Annotated in this window: 21 protein-coding genes; 4 read left to right on the top strand and 17 right to left on the bottom strand. The window is 51.3% G+C overall.

Going from position 1 to position 21,814, the window contains the following annotated elements; genetic code table 11:
* Nucleotides 1–4: 4 nt before the first annotated feature.
* Nucleotides 5–1,276 carry an MFS transporter gene (locus SPM24T3_RS09050; RefSeq protein ID WP_009636441.1) on the bottom strand — a complete coding sequence of 424 codons (1,272 nt, stop codon included), beginning with the start codon at nucleotides 1,274–1,276 and terminating at the stop codon, nucleotides 5–7.
* 447 nt (nucleotides 1,277–1,723) lie between these two features.
* On the opposite strand from SPM24T3_RS09050, the gene SPM24T3_RS09045 reads away from it, so the two are divergent.
* Both SPM24T3_RS09045 and SPM24T3_RS09040 read left to right on the top strand, forming a co-directional pair.
* Nucleotides 1,724–2,473, top strand: a complete 750-nt coding sequence (locus SPM24T3_RS09045; protein WP_037378051.1) for an SDR family oxidoreductase — start codon at nucleotides 1,724–1,726, stop codon at nucleotides 2,471–2,473.
* Between the two features lie 39 nt (nucleotides 2,474–2,512).
* Entirely contained in the window at nucleotides 2,513–4,132 is a 1,620-nt protein-coding gene (locus SPM24T3_RS09040) for an FGGY-family carbohydrate kinase (RefSeq protein ID WP_009636439.1), read from the top strand.
* A 59-nt stretch (nucleotides 4,133–4,191) separates the two neighbouring features.
* Here the strand turns inward: SPM24T3_RS09040 and hisP are convergent, their stop codons facing one another.
* From hisP to SPM24T3_RS08965, 15 genes are all read right to left on the bottom strand, one after another.
* Nucleotides 4,192–4,965, bottom strand: a complete 774-nt coding sequence (hisP, locus tag SPM24T3_RS09035; RefSeq protein WP_009636438.1) for a histidine ABC transporter ATP-binding protein HisP — start codon at nucleotides 4,963–4,965, stop codon at nucleotides 4,192–4,194.
* A 48-nt stretch (nucleotides 4,966–5,013) separates the two neighbouring features.
* Nucleotides 5,014–5,730 (bottom strand): ABC transporter permease, encoded by a 717-nt coding sequence (locus tag SPM24T3_RS09030; RefSeq protein WP_009636437.1) that lies wholly within the window; start codon nucleotides 5,728–5,730, stop codon nucleotides 5,014–5,016.
* Nucleotides 5,727–6,413 carry a histidine ABC transporter permease HisQ gene (gene hisQ / locus SPM24T3_RS09025; RefSeq protein WP_009636436.1) on the bottom strand — a complete coding sequence of 229 codons (687 nt, stop codon included), beginning with the start codon at nucleotides 6,411–6,413 and terminating at the stop codon, nucleotides 5,727–5,729. The genes SPM24T3_RS09030 and hisQ overlap by 4 nt, the downstream gene beginning before the upstream one ends.
* Before the next feature lie 136 nt (nucleotides 6,414–6,549).
* Nucleotides 6,550–7,332: a lysine/arginine/ornithine ABC transporter substrate-binding protein gene (locus SPM24T3_RS09020; protein WP_009636435.1), complete on the bottom strand. Its 783-nt coding sequence runs from the start codon at nucleotides 7,330–7,332 to the stop codon at nucleotides 6,550–6,552.
* A 404-nt stretch (nucleotides 7,333–7,736) separates the two neighbouring features.
* Nucleotides 7,737–8,309: a UbiX family flavin prenyltransferase gene (locus tag SPM24T3_RS09015; RefSeq protein WP_009636434.1), complete on the bottom strand. Its 573-nt coding sequence runs from the start codon at nucleotides 8,307–8,309 to the stop codon at nucleotides 7,737–7,739.
* A gap of 172 nt (nucleotides 8,310–8,481) precedes the next feature.
* A complete protein-coding gene (purF, locus tag SPM24T3_RS09010) occupies nucleotides 8,482–9,999 on the bottom strand; it encodes an amidophosphoribosyltransferase (protein ID WP_009636433.1) in 1,518 nt (505 codons plus the stop codon).
* A 30-nt stretch (nucleotides 10,000–10,029) separates the two neighbouring features.
* Entirely contained in the window at nucleotides 10,030–10,521 is a 492-nt protein-coding gene (cvpA, locus tag SPM24T3_RS09005; RefSeq protein WP_009636432.1) for a colicin V production protein, read from the bottom strand.
* A 357-nt stretch (nucleotides 10,522–10,878) separates the two neighbouring features.
* Nucleotides 10,879–11,646 (bottom strand): cell division protein DedD, encoded by a 768-nt coding sequence (dedD, locus tag SPM24T3_RS09000; protein ID WP_009636431.1) that lies wholly within the window; start codon nucleotides 11,644–11,646, stop codon nucleotides 10,879–10,881.
* Nucleotides 11,636–12,913, bottom strand: a complete 1,278-nt coding sequence (gene folC / locus SPM24T3_RS08995) for a bifunctional tetrahydrofolate synthase/dihydrofolate synthase (RefSeq protein ID WP_009636430.1) — start codon at nucleotides 12,911–12,913, stop codon at nucleotides 11,636–11,638. Before folC ends, dedD begins: the two co-directional genes overlap by 11 nt.
* Nucleotides 12,914–13,141: 228 nt before the next feature.
* Nucleotides 13,142–14,062: an acetyl-CoA carboxylase, carboxyltransferase subunit beta gene (gene accD, locus SPM24T3_RS08990; protein ID WP_009636428.1), complete on the bottom strand. Its 921-nt coding sequence runs from the start codon at nucleotides 14,060–14,062 to the stop codon at nucleotides 13,142–13,144.
* Nucleotides 14,063–14,345: 283 nt separating this feature from the next.
* Complete coding sequence (locus tag SPM24T3_RS08985) at nucleotides 14,346–15,014, bottom strand: DedA family protein (RefSeq protein WP_009636427.1); 669 nt, start codon at nucleotides 15,012–15,014, stop codon at nucleotides 14,346–14,348.
* Nucleotides 15,015–15,034: 20 nt separating this feature from the next.
* Nucleotides 15,035–15,865: a tRNA pseudouridine(38-40) synthase TruA gene (gene truA, locus SPM24T3_RS08980; RefSeq protein WP_009636426.1), complete on the bottom strand. Its 831-nt coding sequence runs from the start codon at nucleotides 15,863–15,865 to the stop codon at nucleotides 15,035–15,037.
* Nucleotides 15,865–16,875 carry an aspartate-semialdehyde dehydrogenase gene (locus tag SPM24T3_RS08975; RefSeq protein ID WP_009636425.1) on the bottom strand — a complete coding sequence of 337 codons (1,011 nt, stop codon included), beginning with the start codon at nucleotides 16,873–16,875 and terminating at the stop codon, nucleotides 15,865–15,867. The genes truA and SPM24T3_RS08975 overlap by 1 nt, the downstream gene beginning before the upstream one ends.
* Before the next feature lie 103 nt (nucleotides 16,876–16,978).
* Nucleotides 16,979–18,106, bottom strand: a complete 1,128-nt coding sequence (pdxB, locus tag SPM24T3_RS08970) for a 4-phosphoerythronate dehydrogenase PdxB (RefSeq protein WP_009636423.1) — start codon at nucleotides 18,104–18,106, stop codon at nucleotides 16,979–16,981.
* A gap of 134 nt (nucleotides 18,107–18,240) precedes the next feature.
* Nucleotides 18,241–19,035 carry a helix-turn-helix domain-containing protein gene (locus SPM24T3_RS08965; protein WP_009636422.1) on the bottom strand — a complete coding sequence of 265 codons (795 nt, stop codon included), beginning with the start codon at nucleotides 19,033–19,035 and terminating at the stop codon, nucleotides 18,241–18,243.
* A 149-nt stretch (nucleotides 19,036–19,184) separates the two neighbouring features.
* Between SPM24T3_RS08965 and SPM24T3_RS08960 the strand changes: the two genes are divergently transcribed.
* Both SPM24T3_RS08960 and flk read left to right on the top strand, forming a co-directional pair.
* Nucleotides 19,185–20,099: a DMT family transporter gene (locus tag SPM24T3_RS08960; RefSeq protein ID WP_009636421.1), complete on the top strand. Its 915-nt coding sequence runs from the start codon at nucleotides 19,185–19,187 to the stop codon at nucleotides 20,097–20,099.
* Nucleotides 20,100–20,255: 156 nt separating this feature from the next.
* Nucleotides 20,256–21,293 (top strand): flagella biosynthesis regulator Flk, encoded by a 1,038-nt coding sequence (gene flk / locus SPM24T3_RS08955; protein ID WP_009636420.1) that lies wholly within the window; start codon nucleotides 20,256–20,258, stop codon nucleotides 21,291–21,293.
* 3 nt (nucleotides 21,294–21,296) lie between these two features.
* On the opposite strand, the gene SPM24T3_RS08950 is transcribed toward flk, so the two are convergent.
* The gene (locus SPM24T3_RS08950; protein ID WP_009636419.1) at nucleotides 21,297–21,752 is read right to left on the bottom strand and encodes a rhodanese-like domain-containing protein; all 456 of its coding nucleotides are present in this window, start codon (nucleotides 21,750–21,752) and stop codon (nucleotides 21,297–21,299) included.
* Between the last annotated feature and the right edge of the window lie 62 nt (nucleotides 21,753–21,814).

The following is a 21,814-nucleotide window of genomic DNA, read 5'->3' as shown; positions in this document are numbered from 1 at the left end:
TAGTTCAAGAGGCCACTTCCTCAACGCTAACAGCCTGCGGGCCAAACTGTTTCTGGGTAAACTGAATGTACAGCGTTAGCACAAACCCAAAGATATACAGTGCGCTATAGGCATAAACCACCCCAACCACGCCGTAGAACGGTAACAGCGCAGTAGCTATTGCCGGAGCAAAAAAATTGCTTAAGCCAGCAGAAAGATTGCACACCGAGATTGCCGCGCCTTTGTGTTTCGGTTCCAGCGCCGGGAATAGCGCGGTCATTGGCACGAAAGCCGCGGTTGATGCACCTAATAGTGTCGCCCCAAGTGCGGCTATCCAGAAATTATCGCCAAAATAGATCGGCAGGTAATAAAACAGCAGGCTAAACACTGCACAACCGATGCAGCCATACCAGCGGATCAGCCGCAACATGCCCCACTTCTGCGACATAATCCCCCAGAAGACGTTGAACACAATAGTCGAGAAGAAGAATATCGCCCAGATTTGCAGCCAGTCAGGCATGGAAAACCCAAGCTCGCCTACAAATAACAGCGGCATAATAATTGCAAAACCGTACAGCGACAGGGTATTAATAATTCTGACAATACTCGCCAAAGTGATATTTTTATTAGTCATTAGCAGCGTGACCGCCCGACTCATTTCACTAAGTTTTTCTTTGGTATTTAAATTCAGCATATGACTAGATGTTTTAATATTTTTCAATGCGACCATAGAAAGTAAGCCACCGGCACAGACCCATATTAGTGAGAACCATAAAACATTCAGCTCACCTATTTGAGTAATAATCAAACTGGGTAAATAGCTGCCAATTACACCGATACCTAATGAATAAGCCGCCCAGAACCAACCGCAGGCTGAACCGACCAATTCTTCTCTGACATTGTGAACAATAACCACGATGAATGAATAAAGAAATAACGGGTATGCCAAGCCGCGTATCCCATAAAATAGTAGAATATAATAATAGTTTTTTTGCGTAAGCCCAAAAACCATAAATAAGACATGAAACACCACCCACATTATAAACCCAATCTTCATCGCTTTTTGCGGAGTGATGACCTCGGCAATAACCCCCGACCCCCACGCAGCCAAAGCTGCACACAGGCCGTATACGGTGAAAGCAAAGGTTGCCTGAGCGGGTGTAAACCCTATCTCTACCATGTACTTGGAGAGAAATGCCAGCTCAAATCCGTCGCCGGTCATAAATAAAAATATTGCGACATAGCCCCAAAATAAATTTTTTGGCAGTCCTAGCCAGTGGTCTTTTTTAGTATCCATTTAATTCCCTTAATTGTTTAATCGCTTAAATTAAAAGTTAAACCTTCCTGACTCCGTAACTAATCTGTGATTATCTCTCTTCAGTCAACATGATATTTTCATTATCAAAGCGTGAGTCGCAAAAATAGCCAAATTAACATCTCTTCAGGACTATTAACCTACAGGGAATTTAAATAAACATTCTTATTTTAAATAATTAAACTAAATTAATTTAAGTGATGGCGATCTAAAATAACAAGATTCGTGTTGACGAGATTATTTTAAAAAACTAGGGTGAAAATTAAGAAACAGTGCAAAGGTGAATTAATCAAAGAGCGCCTTCGTCACCTCTCGATTATTCATTATTTAATTGAACAATTTTTTTAAAGATAAACACCACATTTTGCAGCTTCACTTCAGCTGTGCCTATTATGACCAATTTTTAAATAATTATATAAGGATTATAAAATGAACCACACTGTACCCTCCATGAACACATCCCTTGCTGGCAAAGTCGCTGCTATCACTGGCGCGGCGTCGGGGATCGGTCTTGCGTGTGCAAAAACGTTATTGAGCGCGGGTGCAAAAGTTGTTCTGGTTGACCGGGAAGGCGAAAAGTTAAAGAAAATCGTTGCGGAGCTGGGTGAAAACGCGTTTGCATTAAAGATAGATTTGATGAGACCGGAAGAGGTCGACAATATGCACTCCGACATTCTCGAACTGACTGGTCGCCTGGATATTTTCCACGCCAATGCGGGCGCGTATATTGGCGGCCTCGTTGAGGAAGGAGATCCCGATGTCTGGGACCGTGTACTTCACCTGAACATCAACGCTGCATTCCGCTGTGTCCGTGCAGTACTGCCGCACATGATCGCACAAAAATCGGGAGACGTTATCTTTACCAGCTCCATTGCGGGGATGGTGCCGGTTGTTTGGGAACCTATCTACACAGCCTCGAAGTTTGCCGTTCAGGCCTTTGTTCATAGCACACGTCGTCAAGTCGCAAAGCACGGCGTCCGTGTCGGAGCCGTCCTGCCGGGGCCGGTCGTTACTGCTCTGCTCAACGATTGGCCAAAGGCCAAACTGGATGAAGCGCTGGCTAACGGCAGTCTGATGCAGCCCGAAGAGGTGGCTGAATCCGTTCTGTTCATGTTGACCCGCGCCAGGAACGTTACTGTTCGCGATTTGGTTATACTTCCCAACAGTATCGATCTCTGACTATCCAACATTCGGCTTCTAAAGCTGAAAGGAGCAGGTATGAATAATAAACCTACCCCGGTAGTCATTGGCGTTGACGTCGGTTCGGGGAGCGTTAGGGCAGGCGTGTTTGATACCTCAGGGACAATGCTGGCCCGCGCTACGCAGCCAATAACCCTCTATAAAGGTCCTGAACATTACGTCGAGCAATCAAGTAGCGAAATATGGGATGCAGTTTGTCAAACCGTCAGGCAGGCGTTGGCCGCGTCAAAGGTTTCCCCGGAGCGCGTTGCCGGTATCGGCGTTGATGCCACATGCTCTCTAGTCGTGGTCGGCGACGGCGGTGTGCCCCTTGCCGTCGGGCCGTCTGAAGACCCGCAGAGAAACGTTATCGTCTGGATGGATCATCGCGCTACTGCGCAGGCCGAAATGATCAATGCTACCGGGCATCCCGTTCTTCAGTATGTCGGCGGGAAAATATCGCCGGAAATGGAGACTCCCAAGCTGCTCTGGCTCAAGGAGAACCTGCCGGACGTTTACCATAACGCGTGGCAGTTCTTTGACCTGGCCGATTTCCTGACCTGGAAGGCAACCGGAGACCTCGCTCGGTCGGTGTGCACCGTTACCTGTAAGTGGACTTATCTGGCCCACGAGAAACGATGGGACCCCGACTACTTTCGACGTATTGGGCTGGAAGAGCTGGCGGATGAGGACTTCCGCCGTATCGGTATCAACATCGTTGAACCAGGCGTGCCCTGCGGACAGGGACTCACGGCAGAGGCGGCGGATCGGATGGGGCTGCCTTCGGGTACGCCGGTGGGCACCGGTATAATTGATGCACACGCCGGTGGTATTGGTACTCTGGGCGTCGGTGGCGGTGCGGTCCGTAATCTGGCCTACGTTTTTGGCACTTCATCCTGCACCATGACCAGCACGCAGGAGCCAGCATTCATTCCCGGTGTCTGGGGGCCTTATTACTCGGCAATGGTTCCTGGCTTGTGGCTGAACGAAGGCGGACAAAGCGCCGCCGGCGCTGCTATTGCTCAACTTGTCTCCTTGCATCCCGCCGCGCCCGAGGCCTCTATCAAGGCTACAGAAGCGGGCGTCTCGCTGCCCACCTATCTCGCCGGTCTGGCCCGGAAAAAAGGGTTGTCAGCCGCTGATGCGGTTCAGTTAACGCGTAATATACACGTAGTGCCTGAATTTTTGGGAAACCGCTCACCGCAAGCAGATCCTCACGCACGGGCGGTGATTGTGGGGCTAGGGATGGAAAGTGATATCGATAGCCTGATCTGCTTGTACATCGCTGGTCTCTGCGGCATTGGCTACGGGCTCCGGCAGATAATTGACGCCCAGGCCCGTATGGGAGTAACCGTTGATAACGTGGTACTCAGCGGAGGGGCAGGACGGCACCCGCTGGTACGCCAACTGATAGCCGACGCCTGCGGGTATCCGGTAATAACAACAAAAGCCGAAGAGCCAGTCATGCTGGGAGCAGCCATCCTTGGCGCAGTAGCAGGTGGACTCTCACCGTCAGTCAGTCATGCAATGGAACAATTTTGTGTTCTTGACGGTCAGTATTTACCTGAGGCTAGCGTGAGCGAACTGCATACCCTTCGCTATCAGGCCTTTGTTCGCCTGCAGAATGAAGCGAGGCTTATCCGCGAAACACTGCAGTAACTTTGGAATAGGCCCTGGGAAGGGCCTATTTGCGGAGTTGTGGTGCTAATTACGACGGGTTATTTTAAAGCACCCGAGAGGAACTGCTGCAACCGCGCACTCTTCGGACTACCAAACACATCGGCAGGATTGCCCTGCTCTTCGATTACCCCCTGATGGAGGAAAATCACGTGATTGGAAACGTGGCGAGCAAACTCCATCTCGTGGGTAACCACCACCATGGTTTTCCCCTCCTCCGCCAGCTTTTGCATAATGCGCAAAACTTCGCCCACCAGCTCAGGATCCAGCGCCGAGGTTGGTTCGTCAAATAAAAGCACTTCCGGTTCCATCGCCAACGCCCGCGCAATCGAGACACGCTGCTGCTGACCGCCGGAAAGGTTGACCGGATATTTGCCACGCGCTCGCTCGTCGATACCCACCTTATCAAGATAACGAATAGCGCGATCTTTGGCTTCCGCCTTGCTCAGTCCCAGCACCTGAATGGGGGCTTCCATGACATTTTCCAGAACCGTCATGTGACTCCACAGGTTGAAGTGTTGAAACACCATCGTCAGCTTGGTGCGCAGCAGCTGTAACTGTTTTTTGTCGAATACTTTCAGCTGGCCGTCTGTATCACGCACCATGCGAATATCGACATTGTTTACGCTGATTGAACCTTCACTCGGTTTTTCCAGGAAGTTGATACAGCGTAAAAAGGTACTTTTCCCCGATCCAGAAGATCCAATAATGCTGATAACGTCACCCGCGTTTGCAGACATCGAAACGCCTTTCAGCACCTCGTGCTCGCCATAACGTTTATGCAGATCGATTACGGCTAATTTATTTTCTGACATGATTTTTCCCGCACAGGTTTAACGTTTTCGCTGTGAATACATTCATTTTTAGTGAGAAGACTGAGGCCTGACGTGCGCCAACCAGCGCTTTTCCGCCATACGGAACAAGTTAATCAACACAAACGATACGCAAAGGTAGATAACTGCCGCGATGCCAAAGGCATAAAAAGGCTGGTAGGTCGCTGAGTTAATATCGCGAGCAATCTTGAGCACGTCCGGCACGGTGGCAGTGAACGCCAGCGCGGTGGAGTGCAGCATCAGAATCACCTCGTTGCTGTATGCCGGTAAAGCAGTACGCAATGCAGAAGGGAGAATAATGCAGGTGTAGAGCTTGAAGCGCGAAAAACCATAGGCATGAGCTGCTTCAATTTCACCGTGCGGAACGGCGCGAATAGCCCCGGCGAAAATCTCGGTGGTATAGGCACAGGTGTTCAGCGTCAACGACAAAATGGTGCAGTTAAGGCCGCTGCGGAAGAAAGCGTTGAGGAAGTCTGTCCCACGCACAATCTCCAGGCTGTACATTCCCGAGTAAAATACCAGCAGTTGCACATACAGCGGAGTGCCGCGAAAAATATAGGTAAACAGCCAGATTGGCGAGCTTATCCAGCGATTGCTTGAAACGCGACCCACGGCAAGCAGCACCGCCAGCAGTCCGCCCATCACCACAGAACTGATTAACAGCCATAAAGTGATCGCCAGGCCGGTAAATCGGTAGCCGTCGCTGTACAGCAGCGACATACCGTATTGATGCAAGATATCAATCATAGCTCGGCCCTCTTCACACCCAGCGAATAGCGGCGGTTGAGCCACAGCAGCACGCCATTGGATAACGTGGTAAATATTAGATAAATCACACCCGCCACGATGGCGAAATAAAACGGTTGATAAGTGCCCTTACCCGCCAGCTGCGTGGCTTTAACCACATCATTCAGGCCAAGCAGTGAAACCAGCGCCGTCGCCTTGAGAATAACCTGCCAGTTGTTGGCAATCCCCGGCAGAGCAAAACGCATCATGGCCGGAAACAGAATACGACGGAATATTTGTGAACCACTGAAGCCAAAAGCGATAGCCGCTTCAATTTGCCCGCGCGGCACAGCCATAAAGGCTCCGCGGAAGGTTTCGGTGAAATAGGCACCATAAATGAAACCGAGGGTGATAATACCGGCGCTAAGCGGGTCAATATCAATCTGGTCCATGCCCACGGCTTCTGTCAGGCTGTTCAAAGCTATCTGCAAGCCATAGAAAATCAACAGCATTAATACCAGATCGGGAACACCGCGAATCAAGGTGGTATAAGCACCGAAAATGCTGGAAATGACACGATTTTTCGACAACTTGCCGCCAGCACCAATCAAACCGATGATGAGGGCCAGCAGCACTGAAGAAAGTGCCAGTTCTAGCGTGACCAACGTGCCCTGGATTATTACGTGGGAATACCCATATAACATGAAAATATCCTGCCTTAGACGGAAATCAGACTGCGTTTCGCAGGTTTTAAAATTCTTTTTTAGTAGCGGCTTGCCGCAATGTGCAAACCGCTGATTCGGAAACGACTACTGTTTTCCTACTGTCTTCAGTTAATGCTTAGCCGCCGTAAACGTCGAAATCGAAATATTTCTTCGCCAGCTTGTCGTAGGTGCCATCTTTACGCATGGAATCAAACGCTTTGTTCAAGGCAGACTTCAGGTCATCTTCGTTTTTACGCAGACCCATACCGGTACCCACGCCAAAGAATTTGTCGTCTTTCACGGAAGGACCGGCGAAGGCGTAACCTTTACCCGCAGCCTGTTTCAGGAAGCCTTCGCTACCCGCAACTTCGTCCTGGAATGCTGCATCAAGGCGGCCAGAAGCCAAGTCAGCGTAAATCAAATCCTGATTCTGGTAAGCCACCACGTTGATGCCTTTTGGCTGCCAGTTGGCGTTGGCGTAGGCTTCTTGAGTAGAACCCTGCAGCACGCCGACATTTTTACCTTTCAGACCGTCAAGCGTTGGCAGAACTTTAGAACCGGCAGGCGCAATCAAACGAGCGTTTGCGGCGTAGAGTTTCTCGGTAAAATCAATTTCCTGCTCACGTTTTTCGGTGATGGACAGTGAAGAGATGATGGCGTCGATTTTTTTCGCTTTCAAAGAGGGGATTAATGCATCGAAATCGCTTTCAACGAAAGTACATTTGATATGCGCACGTTTACACATTTCATTTGCCAGGTCGATATCGAAGCCGACCAGCTTACCGCTGGAATCTTTAGACTCAAAAGGAGCGTAGGTAGGATCTGTGCCGATGTTAATTGCTTTTGGCACCGCAGCAAAAGCGCTGCTTGCGCTGGCCAATACTAATACCAGAGGCAGAACCTTGAACAACTTTTTCATACATTACCCTCAGCCATTAATCGTGTGTGTGGTGGTTTGTTGTGTCTGGTTGCCGTAACAACCGTTTTATTGTTTTAGTTACCGGTCTATGTCGGTAACATTTTTTACTGCTTTCACTGCTTTAATCACAATTTTCAGACTGCTGGCAGGCGAATTATGACTGCCACCAAAAATATGCATTAATTATGCAATAGTTATGCAGCAATCGTGCCGACTTTGCAAAACAGTCTCTTTAGTGAACAAGGAGGCTGAAATTACATCCAGATTAGTCTGCAAAATCGCCGCATCAAGACGCATTGCCAGAAGATTGAAACAGAAATGCACCAAAATAAAACATAAAGAGTTCAATTTTGGTGCATCGTTATCATTCTGTGCAAAATTAGGGCAGAAAGGGTTGCAAAAACTTAATGGCTGCCCTGCCAGCGAACAAACAGGTCTTCGGGAAGTTCAATATCAAACTGGTCGATGACTCGATTAACGGTCTGATCAACGATATCTTCCACGCTGGTAGGGCGATGATAAAACGCGGGCACTGGCGGCATGATGATGGCACCGAGTTCGGCAGCTGAAGTCATCAGGCGCAAATGGCCAAGATGCAAAGGCGTTTCACGCACGCACAGCACCAGACGGCGGCTTTCTTTAAGCACGACGTCGGCGGCGCGGGTCAAAAGCCCGTCGGTATAGCTGTTGACGATGCCTGAAAGCGTTTTAATCGAGCACGGTAATATTGCCATACCTGCGGTCTTGAAAGAGCCTGAGGATATGTTGGCGGCAATATCTCGCGAATCGTGAACCACGTCCGCCAGAGCCTGGACATCGCGTAAACTTAAATCGGTCTCGAGGGCCAGAGTCTGCCGTGCCGCGTTACTCATCACCAGATGGGTTTCGACGTCGGGGACTTCGCGCAGAACCTGTAACAGGCGCACGCCATAGATTGCGCCACTGGCGCCGGAGATGCCGACTATGAGTCGTTTCATGAATACTGCCTCGGGGAGAACGAACTAAAACATTAGCACGTATGAATCGTCTGATGACTTTGCCGGATTGAAAAGCGAATGGCAAGTCACAGCGAAAAGCGGCAGAAATATCAGAAGAGTACCGCCTGCCCCGCCCCGCGTAGCAGGTCAAGACAGGCGGTAAGAAGGTCAATTAACCTTCGTTATGCATTTCGAGGTTTTCCGCTTCCTGCTGGCCGCGCAATGCCTGAGCATCGTCGTTACGCAGAGCGTCGAGGTATTCAAGGTAGTTCTGGTCAACGTCTTTGGTGACATAGATACCGTCGAAAACAGAGCATTCAAACTGCTCGATATCCGGGTTCTCTTCTCTCACCGCGTCAATCAGGTCGCTCAAATCCTGGAAGATCAGCGCGTCTGCACCAATCATCTGATTGATTTCGCTCACTTCACGACCGTGGGCGATCAACTCGTTGGCGGTTGGCATGTCGATACCGTAAACGTTCGGGAAGCGCACTTCCGGCGCAGCCGAAGCCAGGTAAACATTTTTTGCGCCTGCATCACGGGCCATCTCGACGATCTGCTGCGAGGTAGTGCCGCGTACAATGGAGTCATCAATCAGCAGCACGTTTTTATCACGGAACTCGGCGCGGTTGGCGTTGAGCTTGCGGCGAACCGACTTAACGCGCTCCTGCTGGCCCGGCATGATAAAGGTACGGCCAACGTAACGGTTTTTCACAAAACCCTGACGGTATGGCTTGTTCAGGATACGGGCGATTTCCAGGGCGATGTCGTTGGACGTCTCCGGAATTGGGATCACCGCATCAATTTCCAGATCTTCCCATTCGCGAGCAATTTTTGCGCCCAGTTTCTGGCCCATACGGCGGCGCGCGCTGTAAACCGAAATCTTGTCGATGAAAGAATCAGGACGAGCGAAGTAGACATACTCGAACAGGCATGGATTGTACTGAGGATTCTCGGCACACATGCGCGTAAACAGTTGGCCCTTCTCGGTGACATAAACGGCCTCACCCGGCGCTACGTCACGCAGGAACTCGAAGCCCAGCGTATCCAAAGCTACACTCTCGGACGCCACCATATATTCACAACGACCGTCTTCCAGGTCGCGCTTGCCGATCACCAGCGGGCGAATGCCGTGTGGGTCGCGGAAAGCCAGCATACCGTGGCCGATGATCATTGCCACGCAGGCATAAGCACCGCGAATTTTAGTGTTCATCGCCGCTACAGCAGCAAAAATGTTGTCAGCTTCCAGCGGATAATGCTGGAAACGGTCCAACTCGCTGGCAAGAATGTTCAGCAAAATTTCAGAGTCAGAAGTCGTGTTGACGTGGCGACGTGCGCCTTCAAACAGCGTGCTTCTTAATTCGTGTGCATTCGTCAGGTTACCGTTGTGGGCAAGCGTAATGCCGAACGGAGAGTTGACGTAAAAAGGTTGAGCCTCTGAAGCGCTGGAACTGCCAGCCGTAGGGTAACGAACGTGACCAAGGCCCATGTTGCCCTGCAAACGTTGCATATGCCGTGCTTCGAATACATCCTTCACCAGGCCATTCGCCTTACGCAGGCGGAAGTTGTTGTTGCCATCAATGGTGACGATGCCTGCGGCATCCTGCCCACGGTGTTGTAACACCGTTAACGCGTCATAAATCGACTGGTTTACCGGCATGAAACCGGCGATACCGACAATACCGCACATGTTGTCTTTTCCTCATCAGCGCTGCCAAAGTTAAATATGCTTTGGCAAGAAACTCGACGTGCTCTGCAGGTAGTCAAAGAACCACCTGATGATATAACTAAACTGCGGGATCAACTGTGACTGCTTCCAGTCTTCACTCTGCGAAAAGCTGGTAAAGGTGTCGAGAAAGAACAGCCCTGCGGAAACGATTAACACGCCGCGCAGTGCGCCAAAACAGACGCCTAATACCCGGTCGGTACCTGATAGCCCGGTACGCTCGACCAATGAACTGATCACATAGTTGACAATGGCACCTACGATCAACGTCGCGATGAACAAGATACCGATTGCGATCCCGTTTCGGACGACTTCATCTCCGAAACGTGTGAAATAGACGGCGAGGTAAGGATAATAGTGGCTGGCAACAAAGAAAGCGCAACCCCAGGTTACCAATGATAAGGCTTCGCGAACAAAACCTCGAATCAGGCTAACTAAAGCAGAAAACCCGATAACCGCAATAATGACGTAATCAATCCAGACCATCACTTTATCTGTCTCTCATCCAGGATAAGACCCGCTATCTTTCTCGCAAAAGCGACAATGATTTTGGGAACAACTCGCCCGGCATCCATTTCGCGGCGAATTCTAACAGAAAAAGAAAACGTTTGCGTAGGGGAAATCTGCCGGTCAGCCAAATTAATCACAACGGTGAAAAAAACATCAATCACCGCAAAAAGATAACAAAACTTGCGAAAACTTTATTAAATAATAAAGGCACATAACGCTTACTGTATCCCACCTCAAATCGCGTGAGATACCTGTTACTGCCTAGGCCCCGGCCACGCAGATAACTCGCAGACCAGGGCATAGAGGGTGAAGCAATGACTGAATGAAAGCCGTTTAGTGCGCAGCGTAGGAACGCACGACTCCGCTTAATCCGCTGACGTTTTTCAGCTGCGGCAATGAAGCCTCAAGATTTTGCTTATTTGCCTCAGGCCCGACAAACACTCGAGTTATCTGTCCTTGTACCGGCGAGGACGGAACCGTGTAGGCGCGATACCCCGAAAGACGCAGTTTAGCGACGATTTCATTCACCTTGTCTGCGTTTTTCAGCGCTCCCAGCTGAACAACATAAGACTGACCAACCGGCGCTTTTTCCGGCGTTTGCGGTTTGGTTTCAGTCCTGGTTGTTTCTACTGGCTTAGGCTCTGCTTTTTTCGGCTCGGCTTTTTTCGGTTCGACCGGTTTCGACTGCGCCGTTCTGCTCTGCTGTTGCTGGCGAGACTCGGTCATTGTCGGCGGCGTCAGCGTTTTTGGCTGACTGACCATTTTGGGCTGAGAGGTCGATTTTGGCGGCAGTGTGATCTGTGGCGCGCTGCCACCCTGATCATCTTCACCCTGTGCCTGAGCCGCGGCGTGTGCTGCCTCGGCGGCTCCGGCATTGACCGCTTCGCCCGCGCCTTCCGGCGGCTGGGCTGGCAACGACTGGGTCACTGGACCGGCACTGCCCTGCACTTCTGTATCACCCGCTTTTGGCACCAAAGGAATAGAGGCAAACTCATCCTCATAGTGCTTCTTTTTTCCATCAAGCAGCCCGGGAAGAATAATCACTCCCAACGCGACCAGAATTACGGTGCCAACCAGACGATTTTGAAACTTACTTGCCACTGGTATTCCCCGTATCCAACGCAGCCATCACATGCGCTACGGTATGAAATGATCCACAGACTATAACAATATCCTGACTTTCAGCATCCTGCATCGCCTGTTTCCATGCGCTCACCACGTCAGTGAACGAAAACGCACCGGGAAGATGCTCTGTCAACGCAGCAACGTCGGCACCGCGCGGGCCTTCCAGAGGCGCACAGTACCAGACATCAACCTGCGGCTTAAGGCAGTCCAACGTCCCGGCTATGTCTTTATCCAACAACATGCCGATAACTGCACGTACTTTTCCACCCTGCCTTGGCAAATCAGAAAGTTTACCGGCCAGATAACCGGCAGCGTGCGGATTATGCGCTACGTCGAGGATCAGGCGCGGCGCTTCGCTGACCAGCTGGAAACGGCCTGGCAGAGAAGCCTGCTGCAAGCCGTGGCGAATGGCATCAATGGAAACGTTTAGCTCGCAATAATGTAGCGCGGCCAGCGCAGTTGCGGCATTCGCCAGCGGCACGTTTGGCAGCGGCAGGTCGTCCAATGCAACGCCGTCGGCGTCACAGCGCCAGCTCCAACTATTTTGCTCCACCTGATAGTGCCAGTCATGGCCCACGCGATGAAGCTCAGCGCCTTTCTCGCGCGCAACCTCGGCAATAGTGGCGGGCATAGCAAGCTCACCAACCACCGCTGGGCGCTGACCACGGAACACACCGGCTTTTTCGCGACCAATACTTTCGCGATCCGGGCCCAGCCAGTCAGTATGGTCTAGCGCAATACTGGTAACGACGGCGACGTTGGCATCAACAATGTTGGTTGCATCTAAACGACCGCCCAGTCCGACTTCCAGAATTACCACATCCAGCGCCGCCTGTTTGAACAGCTGTAGCGCCGACAGAGTGCCGTATTCAAAATAGGTTAATGACACCTCGCCGCGTCCCGCCTCAAGCAGGGCGAAAGACTGGCAATGCTCGGCTTCGGTAAGCTCCTGGCCCTGAATGCGCACGCGCTCGGTGTAACGCACCAGATGCGGCGAGCTGTAAACCCCGACGCGATAACCGGCTGCCATCAGCACGGCTTCAAGCGTGCGGCAAGTAGTGCCTTTGCCGTTGGTTCCTGCCACGGTGAAAACCTGAGGCGCGGGGGTTAAAAGATCCATGCGGGTGGCGACCGTTTTAACGCGATCGAGACCCAGTTCAATGGCCTGAGAATGGAGATTTTCGAGATAACAAAGCCACGTGACCAAAGGCGACGTGGCTTGAGGAATAGGAGTGTTTTGCATAAGTCCCGCCTAACTTAATCTGTTCAGATTCATAACGATTCTGAAGGACATGCATTACCGGACTTTACGACAGGCAATGCCCCTTTGTCAGTACTTTGCGCACGACGCTGGATAACAGCCCATACAACTTACACCCGCCGTACTTTTACTTGTACATTCCGGGTATAACAAAGGCGGCAAAGAGATTTGCCGCCTTATTTAAACCGCAAAGGCTAAGTTTCCAGCCAGTTATGCACCCTGATCGTTGTCAGATTTTACATCAGCAGCGGCAACTACCGGCGCTTCAACAACTTTAGGCTTAGGACGGCCGGTCAGTTTGGCCAACACGCTGCCCAGCTTGTTACGCAAATCGGCACGGCGAACAATCATATCAATCGCGCCTTTCTCGATCAGGAACTCACTACGCTGGAAGCCAGGCGGCAGTTTTTCACGCACGGTCTGCTCGATAACGCGAGGACCGGCAAAACCGATCAACGCTTTAGGCTCAGCCACGTTGATATCACCAAGCATTGCCAGACTCGCAGAAACGCCACCCATTGTTGGGTCAGTCAGCACAGAGATGTACGGCAAACCGCGCTCTTGCAGTTTCGCCAAAGCAGCACTGGTTTTTGCCATTTGCATCAATGACATCAATGCTTCTTGCATACGCGCGCCGCCACTGGCCGAGAAACACACCAACGGGCAGTTGTCTTCGATGGCCTGCTCGACAGCGCGGACGAAACGAGCACCCACAACCGATGCCATTGAACCGCCCATGAAAGCAAATTCAAACGCAGCTACAACGATTGGCATACCGTACAGCGTGCCCTTCATCACCACCATTGCGTCTTTTTCATCTGTCTCTTTTTGAGCTGCAAGCAGACGATCTTTATATTTTTTGGAGTCTTTAAACTTGAGAATGTCTTTAGGCTCAAGTTCACTACCCAATTCGACCTCGCTCCCTTCATCCATAAAGGTGAACAGACGCATGCGCGCTGACATGCGCATGTGGTGATCACACTTAGGACAAACCATCAGATTGCGCTCTAATTCAGCGCGGTATAACACCTGACCACAGCTATCGCATTTGGTCCAGACACCCTCTGGAATGCTTGCCTTACGGGTTTGCGAGATGTTGCTTTTATTAAGAATTCGTTCAATCCAGCTCATCGATGACCTTTCTGTTTGAACCTGGCAAATGCCAGTTCGCTGTTCATGCTGTAACAAGTCCCCTGCTTTAAAACATATAACCACCCCAGATTCCCCGGAGATTCTATGCAGCAGACGCCACAATAAAATATCCGCCAGAGAGGGTTGTTCGCAGGAACAGACCACAAATGTCGCTCATTAAACCATAACAGTCGAAGACTGTAGATAAAAAACTGGTCTTACCCTTTGGTTTAATGCCTTTAATTTTAATAATTCGCCCTGATTACAAGGATTCCCCTGCCTGTCAGTTTGGTCGCTCTCCAGCTTTGCCAGCGGTTTTACGGTGACGGATCACCTCAATAATTGCTGGCAAAACAGAGACAACGATAATTGCGACAATCACGAATTTCAAATTGTTCTGCACAAATGGCACGTTGCCAAAAAGGTAGCCAGCGTAAGTCAATAACAGCACCCAAAATAGCGCGCCGATCACGTTATAGGTAGCAAACTGTCGATAAGACATACGCCCCATGCCGGCAACAAACGGTGCAAAAGTACGAACAATTGGGACAAAGCGCGCAAGAATAATGGTTTTGCCGCCGTGTTTCTCGTAAAACTTGTGCGTTTGTTCTAAATAACTCCTGCGAAAAATCTTAGAGTTTGGATTTGCGAACAGTTTTGCACCAAACAAACGCCCGACTGTGTAGTTAACCGCATCACCCGCAACCGCAGCAACCACCATCAAGAATGCCATCAAATGAACATCCAGACTGTTGGAAGGCAGTGCTGCCAGCGCACCGGCAACAAACAGCAAAGAATCACCCGGCAGGAACGGCGTAACCACCAATCCGGTTTCGCAAAATAGTATCAGGAACAAAATGGCATAAACCCAGACGCCATAATTAGCGACCAGTTCGGTGAGATGCACATCAATATGCAGGATAAAATCAACGATATAGTGGATGAATTCCATGGTGTTACCTCAAATGTCCTTTAATCGGCAAGAAACAGCGGGCCCAGAGTTACTTTCGGTAAAGCAAATTTCTCTGGATAATCAACGCCAACAAGATATAAACCTTCCGCCTTGGCGGTAGCAGCGGCAAGATTACGATTTTTTGCCGCCAACAGTTCTGCCATCCAGCTTTCTGGCTGGTTACCAGCGCCAACTTCAACCAGACTGCCAACAATATTTCGCACCATATGGTGAACAAAGGCATTGGCCTTGATATCAACCACCACATAATGTCCAAAACGACTCACGTTCAGATGGATCATAAAACGCCAGGGCGTTCTCGACTGACATTGAACGGCGCGAAATGAAGTAAAGTCATTTTCGCCCAGCAAACATTGCCCTGCTCGCTGCATTTTTTCAACATCCAAAGGCATATGGACGTGAGTTATTCCATGACTGAGGATGCCGGGGCGGTAGCGGTGGTTGTAAATTACATAGCGATAACGACGCGCCGTGGCGGTAAAACGCGCATGAAAATCGTCGGCAACGTGACTGACCCAGCGCACCGCAATGTCTTTTGGCAGATGCGTATTCACGCCCATAGTCCACGCAGCATCTTTACGAACAACCGGCGTGTCGAAATGTACAACTTGCCCGGTGGCACTCACGCCCGCGTCGGTTCGACCCGCACACTGCACGGTGATAGGCGTATCGGCCACGCGGCTTAGTGCTTTTTCCAGACATTCTTGAACGCTGCTTACATTTTGCTGACGCTGCCAACCATAATATTGACTGCCGTCATACTCGATTCCCAAAGCAATGCGCTCGGCAATGACTGGCGGGCGCTGCTCGGAGAGTTCCTGCTCAGACATTAGTACCAATACTCCTGGATCAGTTTTTCAGCCGTTTCAACGGCCATCAGCGCGCCACCAAAACGCACGTTATCGGCCACCGACCAGAACTGAATCAGCTCGGGAATACCGTAATCGTTGCGGATACAACCGATGCTCAATGAGGCATTACCGGAAGCATCACTGACCTGAGTCGGGAAATCGTCTTCTTCGCTGACATTGATATCGTCGGCCTGTTCCAGCTCGGTGCGGGCTTCTTCGGCAGACAGTGGACGCAGGCCTTCAAGGTGGACAACCTGCGCATGGCCGTAAAATACCGGCGACTGTACGCAACTGACGGAGATTGGCAAACCGTCGTCCTGTACCACTTTACGCACCTGATCCACCAGGCGGCGCTCTTCAAGCACGCTGCCTTCGCTGTCGTTAAGCAGCGGTAGCAGATTAAAGGCCAGCTGTTTGCTGAAAATACCTTCTTCGGCCGGAATGCCGTTAAGCAGGCGCGCACTTTGCCCGGCCAGATCGTCAACTGCCGCTTTACCCAACGCGGATACCGACAACAGAGAGGTAACGTGCAAACGCGACAACCCGGCCAGCTCAGTCAGCGGTTTGATGGCGGTGAGCAGCTGGCTGGTCAGGCTGTCGGCTACGGCAACAATATTGCGGTTTCGATAATGTGCGAGCACGTCAGGATTCACCCCCGGCACCACCAGCGGAATATCATTTTCCATGGCGAACAGACCGCTGCTGTCGATCACCAGACAACCTTGATTAGCCGCTTCTTCGGCGTATTTTGCCGAGGCTTCTTTACCGGCTACAAAGAACGCCATCTGCACTTGAGACCAGTCGAAATCGGCCGCATCGCGAACCAGAATGCTTTTGCCGTTGTAACGAATAGTTTGTCCGGCGGTGCGCTCACTCGCCAGCGGGAAAAGCTCACCAACCGGGAACTGACGTTCAGACAGCAGCTCCAGCAGCGCGTCACCTACAGCACCAGTGGCGCCAAGCAGCGCAATATTCCAGCCATCAGACATGTTGGTATTCTCCAGAAATTTCAGACTACAGACTAAAAGGGGCGGGGATTAACCCGCCCTCAAATTTTATACGACAGTATAACGAACAATAATTATGAGAAACTTAGGCTACGTCGCTATTAAAGCCGAGTTTTTTCAGCAGGTCTGCCGTGCCCTGATTATCACAGTGCACCAGCAGCGAAGACCACTCACGGCGCTCTTCATAAAACTTGCGCAGGCGGTCAAACTCACCGCTTTTACCCGCCACTCTTCTCAGCGGCGCATCATCGCGGCGCACATCATACACTAAGTGCGCCAGTCGAAGCAGTTTCGCTTCGGTCAACTCACCGGCCAGAGAAACCTCGGCAAACTCTGGCGCAGGAAGCAGGCTGGCCAAAGGCACTTGCTGCGGCTGGCCGATAAACTGGCTGTAGGCTTCGAACACCTGCGTGGTACCGCGCGCCTTGCCTTCAAGGCTGTAACCGGCAATGTGTGCGGTGCCGATAGCCACCTTGTCCAGCAACGCCAGATTGAGATCCGGCTCCGGCTCCCACACGTCCAGCACGGCGGTGAGTTTCTTCTCGCCGTTAAGCGCGTTCAGCAACGCTGCGTTATCTACAACCTCGCCACGGCAAGCGTTGATTAGGATTGCGCCCGGCTTTAAAGCTTCGAGCATCGCCACATCAACCAAATGAAGAGTTTTATCCGGGCCAGACGGGTTCAACGGGGTGTGGAAAGTCAGAATATCGGCTTCAGCCACTATCTTGTCAATTGAGCAGAAGGTTTCGCTGGTATCACGGGCCGCGCGTGGAGGATCGCACAGCAGCGTGCGGATACCCAGAGCAGTCAGGCGAGCATTAAGACGAGAGCCAACATTACCCACGCCGACAATACCAATGGTTTTATCGCGCAGAGAGAAACCGTCGCGCTGGGCCAAAATCAATAGCGAAGAGAAGACGTATTCCACCACGGCAATAGCATTACAGCCAGGCGCCGCAGAGAAACCAATGCCGGCCTGTTGCAGCCAGCCATCATCAACGTGATCGGTGCCAGCCGTTGCGGTACCGACAAACTTGACCGGCGTATCGCTGAGCAAACTTTCATTAACCTTTGTAACCGAGCGCACCATCAGCGCATCTGCAGATGCCAGTGCTTCTTTAGGGATCGGACGACCGGGAACGGCCTGAACTTCACCCAATCGGCTGAACAGCTCGACCGCATAAGGCATATTTTCATCAACCAGGATTTTCACGCTTGTCTCCGCTTGCCATGCTAAAAATAGAAAAATATCGGCGGCCATTTTGCCATAGCTCGCGGGCTAGTTATACCCAATAGCTGCTCAGCGATTTACAAAGACCCTGGTGAATCAAACTATTCTTTATTACCTTATTGTTCAGTGCGAAAACGCTGTGGCGTAGTACCAGCAATTTGCACAAACATGGCAATAAACGCGGATGACGAGCTGTAGCCGACATCCAGCGCGACCTCGCCGACGCTTTTACCCTGCTCAAGCAGTGAAATCGCGTGAAGAAAACGCAATCTTTGCCGCCATTCGCTAAACGCCATGCCCAGTTGTTGCTGACAGCGGCGCGATAAAGTGCGTTCAGAGGTATAAACCTGCTTCGCCCATTCGGCCAACGACTGATTATTCGCCGGGTCCTTTTCCAGCGCCGACAATACCGGGGCCAGCAATTTGTCCTGCGATCCTGGCAGATAGGTACTCAGGCGCGGGCAAATAGCGATTTGATCCAGCAATACCTGGCACAAACGCATGTCGGCCGCGGTTTGGGGCACCGACAAATTGCGCGAGAAACAGTCTTCGGCAATGGCATTAAAGACTGGCGTAAGATTCAGCAGGCAGGCAGTCTTCGGCAAATCTTTATCAAAACTGTTCGCAATATCAATGGCGTAAAAGCGAGTGGTTTTACGATTGTAGCTCGAGTGTTCCGTACCGGCGGGCAGCCAAAAAGCGAATTCTGGCGGTGCCAGATAACGCTGGCCCGACACCTCCATCGTCAACACGCCTGATTTTACGCAGATAATCTGGCTCCAAGGGTGCGAATGAGTAGCATACTCGGTATTGGCGCTGACGGTTTCACCCCGAAAGAGCAGGGTTTCAGGTATCAGCGTCGAAAGTGGAAAAGTATTGGGTGTCGTGCGTCCGCGCCGTAAAGAGGTCATATTTTTTCCGGTAATTCTGCCTTTCCACAATGCCTAATTAAACAATTCAGCAGGTTGGCTGATTAATGCGTAAAGATGTCTGATTATCGGTATATATAACAAATCAGACAGCACTACACTAGCCGGACAATTTTTTCTGGATGGAACTCATGAATCTCCTTTTCCCTCTCTTCGCGGTGTTGATCTGGTCATTAAATGCCGTAGTCAGCAAGGCCGCGGCCGGTGCTATTGATCCCGCCGCCATTTCTTTTTATCGCTGGCTGCTGGCGCTGGTCACCCTGACGCCGTTTATTTTGCCGGGCGTTTGGCGTAATCGGGTCGAAATCAAGAAATATTGGTGGAAGTTTATGATCCTCGGACTGCTGGGCATGGTGCTTTATCAAAGCCTGGCTTACTACGCAGCCCACAGCGTCAGCGCGCTGTTTATGGGGATCATCGCCTCTTTAATTCCGCTGCTTACCGTGTTGATAAGCCTGGTGGTCCTTTCCGTGGTGCCGACTGTCGGCATTGCCTTAGGTAGTTTGATTTCCTTGGGTGGACTGATTTGGCTGGTCAGTTCCGGCCATCCGGGGCTGCTGTTGCAACAAGGCATTGGCACCGGGGAAGTGATGATGTTTGCCGCTTCGTCGTCCTATGCTCTCTACGGCGTACTGACCAAGCGCTGGGCGATTCCGGTTCCAAACTGGCAATCGCTTTATATCCAGATTATTTTTGGCGTTGTGATGCTAGTGCCTAATTTCCTGATGGCCAGTAATGTAGAATTAACTGCGCACAACATCCCTCTGGTGCTGTTTGCCGGGATACCGGCATCGATCATTGCGCCATTTTTGTGGATCAAAGGCGTACAGCATCTCGGCGCAAACCTGGCCACTATTTTTATGAACCTGACGCCGATTTTCACCGCTATCGTCGCAGTGATTTTCCTGCATGAGCAACTGCAAAATTACCACCTGATAGGTGGCGGAATTACCCTGTTTGGCGTGGTTCTGGCGCAGAGGCTACGCACACCACTGTATGGACGCCGCCGACCTGCCACTCTGGTCGAGAATAAGCAGGAAAATTAACGGAAAGAATCTCTGCTATAGAGGCAATCACGGTGTCGATTACCGGGTTTTATCTGTATGATGTCGGCCTTGTGCGTTTGACGCCGTGATTAACACTCCTATCTGCCCGCCAATTTCATCGGTGGGAGATAAAACCTCTTAGCAAGGACTGGTAATATGCAACCTTTGAGTGGCCGCTCACCCGATGACAACAATCGGGAACAGACTGATGGCCAAACAGTCCCTGCCGGAGCAGGTGAAAATCACCCTCTTACTCCTGCTCAGCGCACCACTCTGGAAAAGCTGATCGTTAAACTCATGGTATTGACTGCCATGAAATCCGCTGAGATTTGGGCCAACTTGCGGCACGATCTTGCCTTACCTCACGATGCAGAAATCAGCGCCAGCCAATATAGTCAGGCTGAAACCTTACTGTTGGCCAAACTACATCAGGCTCAGAACAGCCATGCGACGCGCCAATTGATGCAACAGCTGACCGAGCTTTTGCCGCAGGGTAACAATCGGCAGGCGGTAAGCGATTTTATTCGTCAAAACTTTGGCCACACCGTGCTTAGCCAACTGAGCCACGAGCAGCTAGAGAAAGTGTTGTTGCTGATTCAGTCGCGTGAAATGACTATTCCTCAGCCACAGCAAACCGCCGTGATGGACCGACCTTTGCTGCCCGCCGAACACAATAGCCTGCAACAGTCAGTGACCAAACTCAGCGCGGCAACCGGTGAAGCGCCGACAAAAATCTGGCACGACCTGTTTGTGATGGTCGGCGTTAAAGTGGGAGACCCCATTCCAGCGAAACATTTCCAGCTGCTAACGCAGTTTGCGCAGGTGAGAATTACCATCAGCCAGCAAACTACGCCCACGCTCGCCTCATTGCTGGGCGTGCTAAAACAGCCTGCGAGCGAGCTGGAACTGCACCGCCTGAAAGATTATGTTGCCACTAATTTCCATGCAACGCCGGACACTCCACTGTTACCGGGGCAAGTCAACACCCTGATCAGCGTGCTCTTCAACCAGCGCGTTGACCGCCCCACTCGCAGTTATCGCGTCGAAGAAAAATCGACCCGAATCTCGCGCAGTGAATCTCGCGGCAACCCGTTTGTGGCAATGCTACCTGCTGCAATGCAGCCAAAAAGCGGCGTGTGGATCACCGTTATCCTGCTCGTTCTTCTGGCTCTCGTGCTGTGGTTAGTGGTTTAGTCTTTACTCGCAGCCGCAGTCCTGTGAATGCCAAGCGGCCGGATAAACCCCGGCCTCATCGCCTTTAGCCAATGGATGCCCATCGCGTATCCAGAAATCCAATCCGCCAATCAGCTCCTTGACCCGAAATCCCAATCTGGCCAACTTATACGCGCCCTGCGTTGAGCCGTTGCAGCCGATTCCGTCACAATAAGTGACATAGACTTTGTCACGATCCAGCGCGGCAGTGCTCGCTTCATCCATCAAGCGATGGGGAAAACTCACCGCACCCGGAATGTGTCCAGCCTGATACAGCGACTCTGCACGGGTATCGATGACCACAATCTCGCTAACCTGCAAGCGAAGATCCTCGGCCACGTCCCAGGCATCGGTATAAAAACTCAATTTTGCGTGCAGGTACTGCTCGCTAACGTTTGGCGACGGCGGTGGAAAAGCCAGAACTCTTGACTGTAGCTGCATCGGTTTCTCCTAATCGATTGTAATTCAATGCTGTTGTAAGCCCTGTTGATTAAATTCTTCAA

The organism is Serratia sp. M24T3 (assembly GCF_000257645.1).
In the GTDB taxonomy this organism is placed as follows: Bacteria; Pseudomonadota; Gammaproteobacteria; order Enterobacterales; family Enterobacteriaceae; genus Rouxiella.
This window is presented reverse-complemented; position numbering and strand designations above follow the sequence as displayed.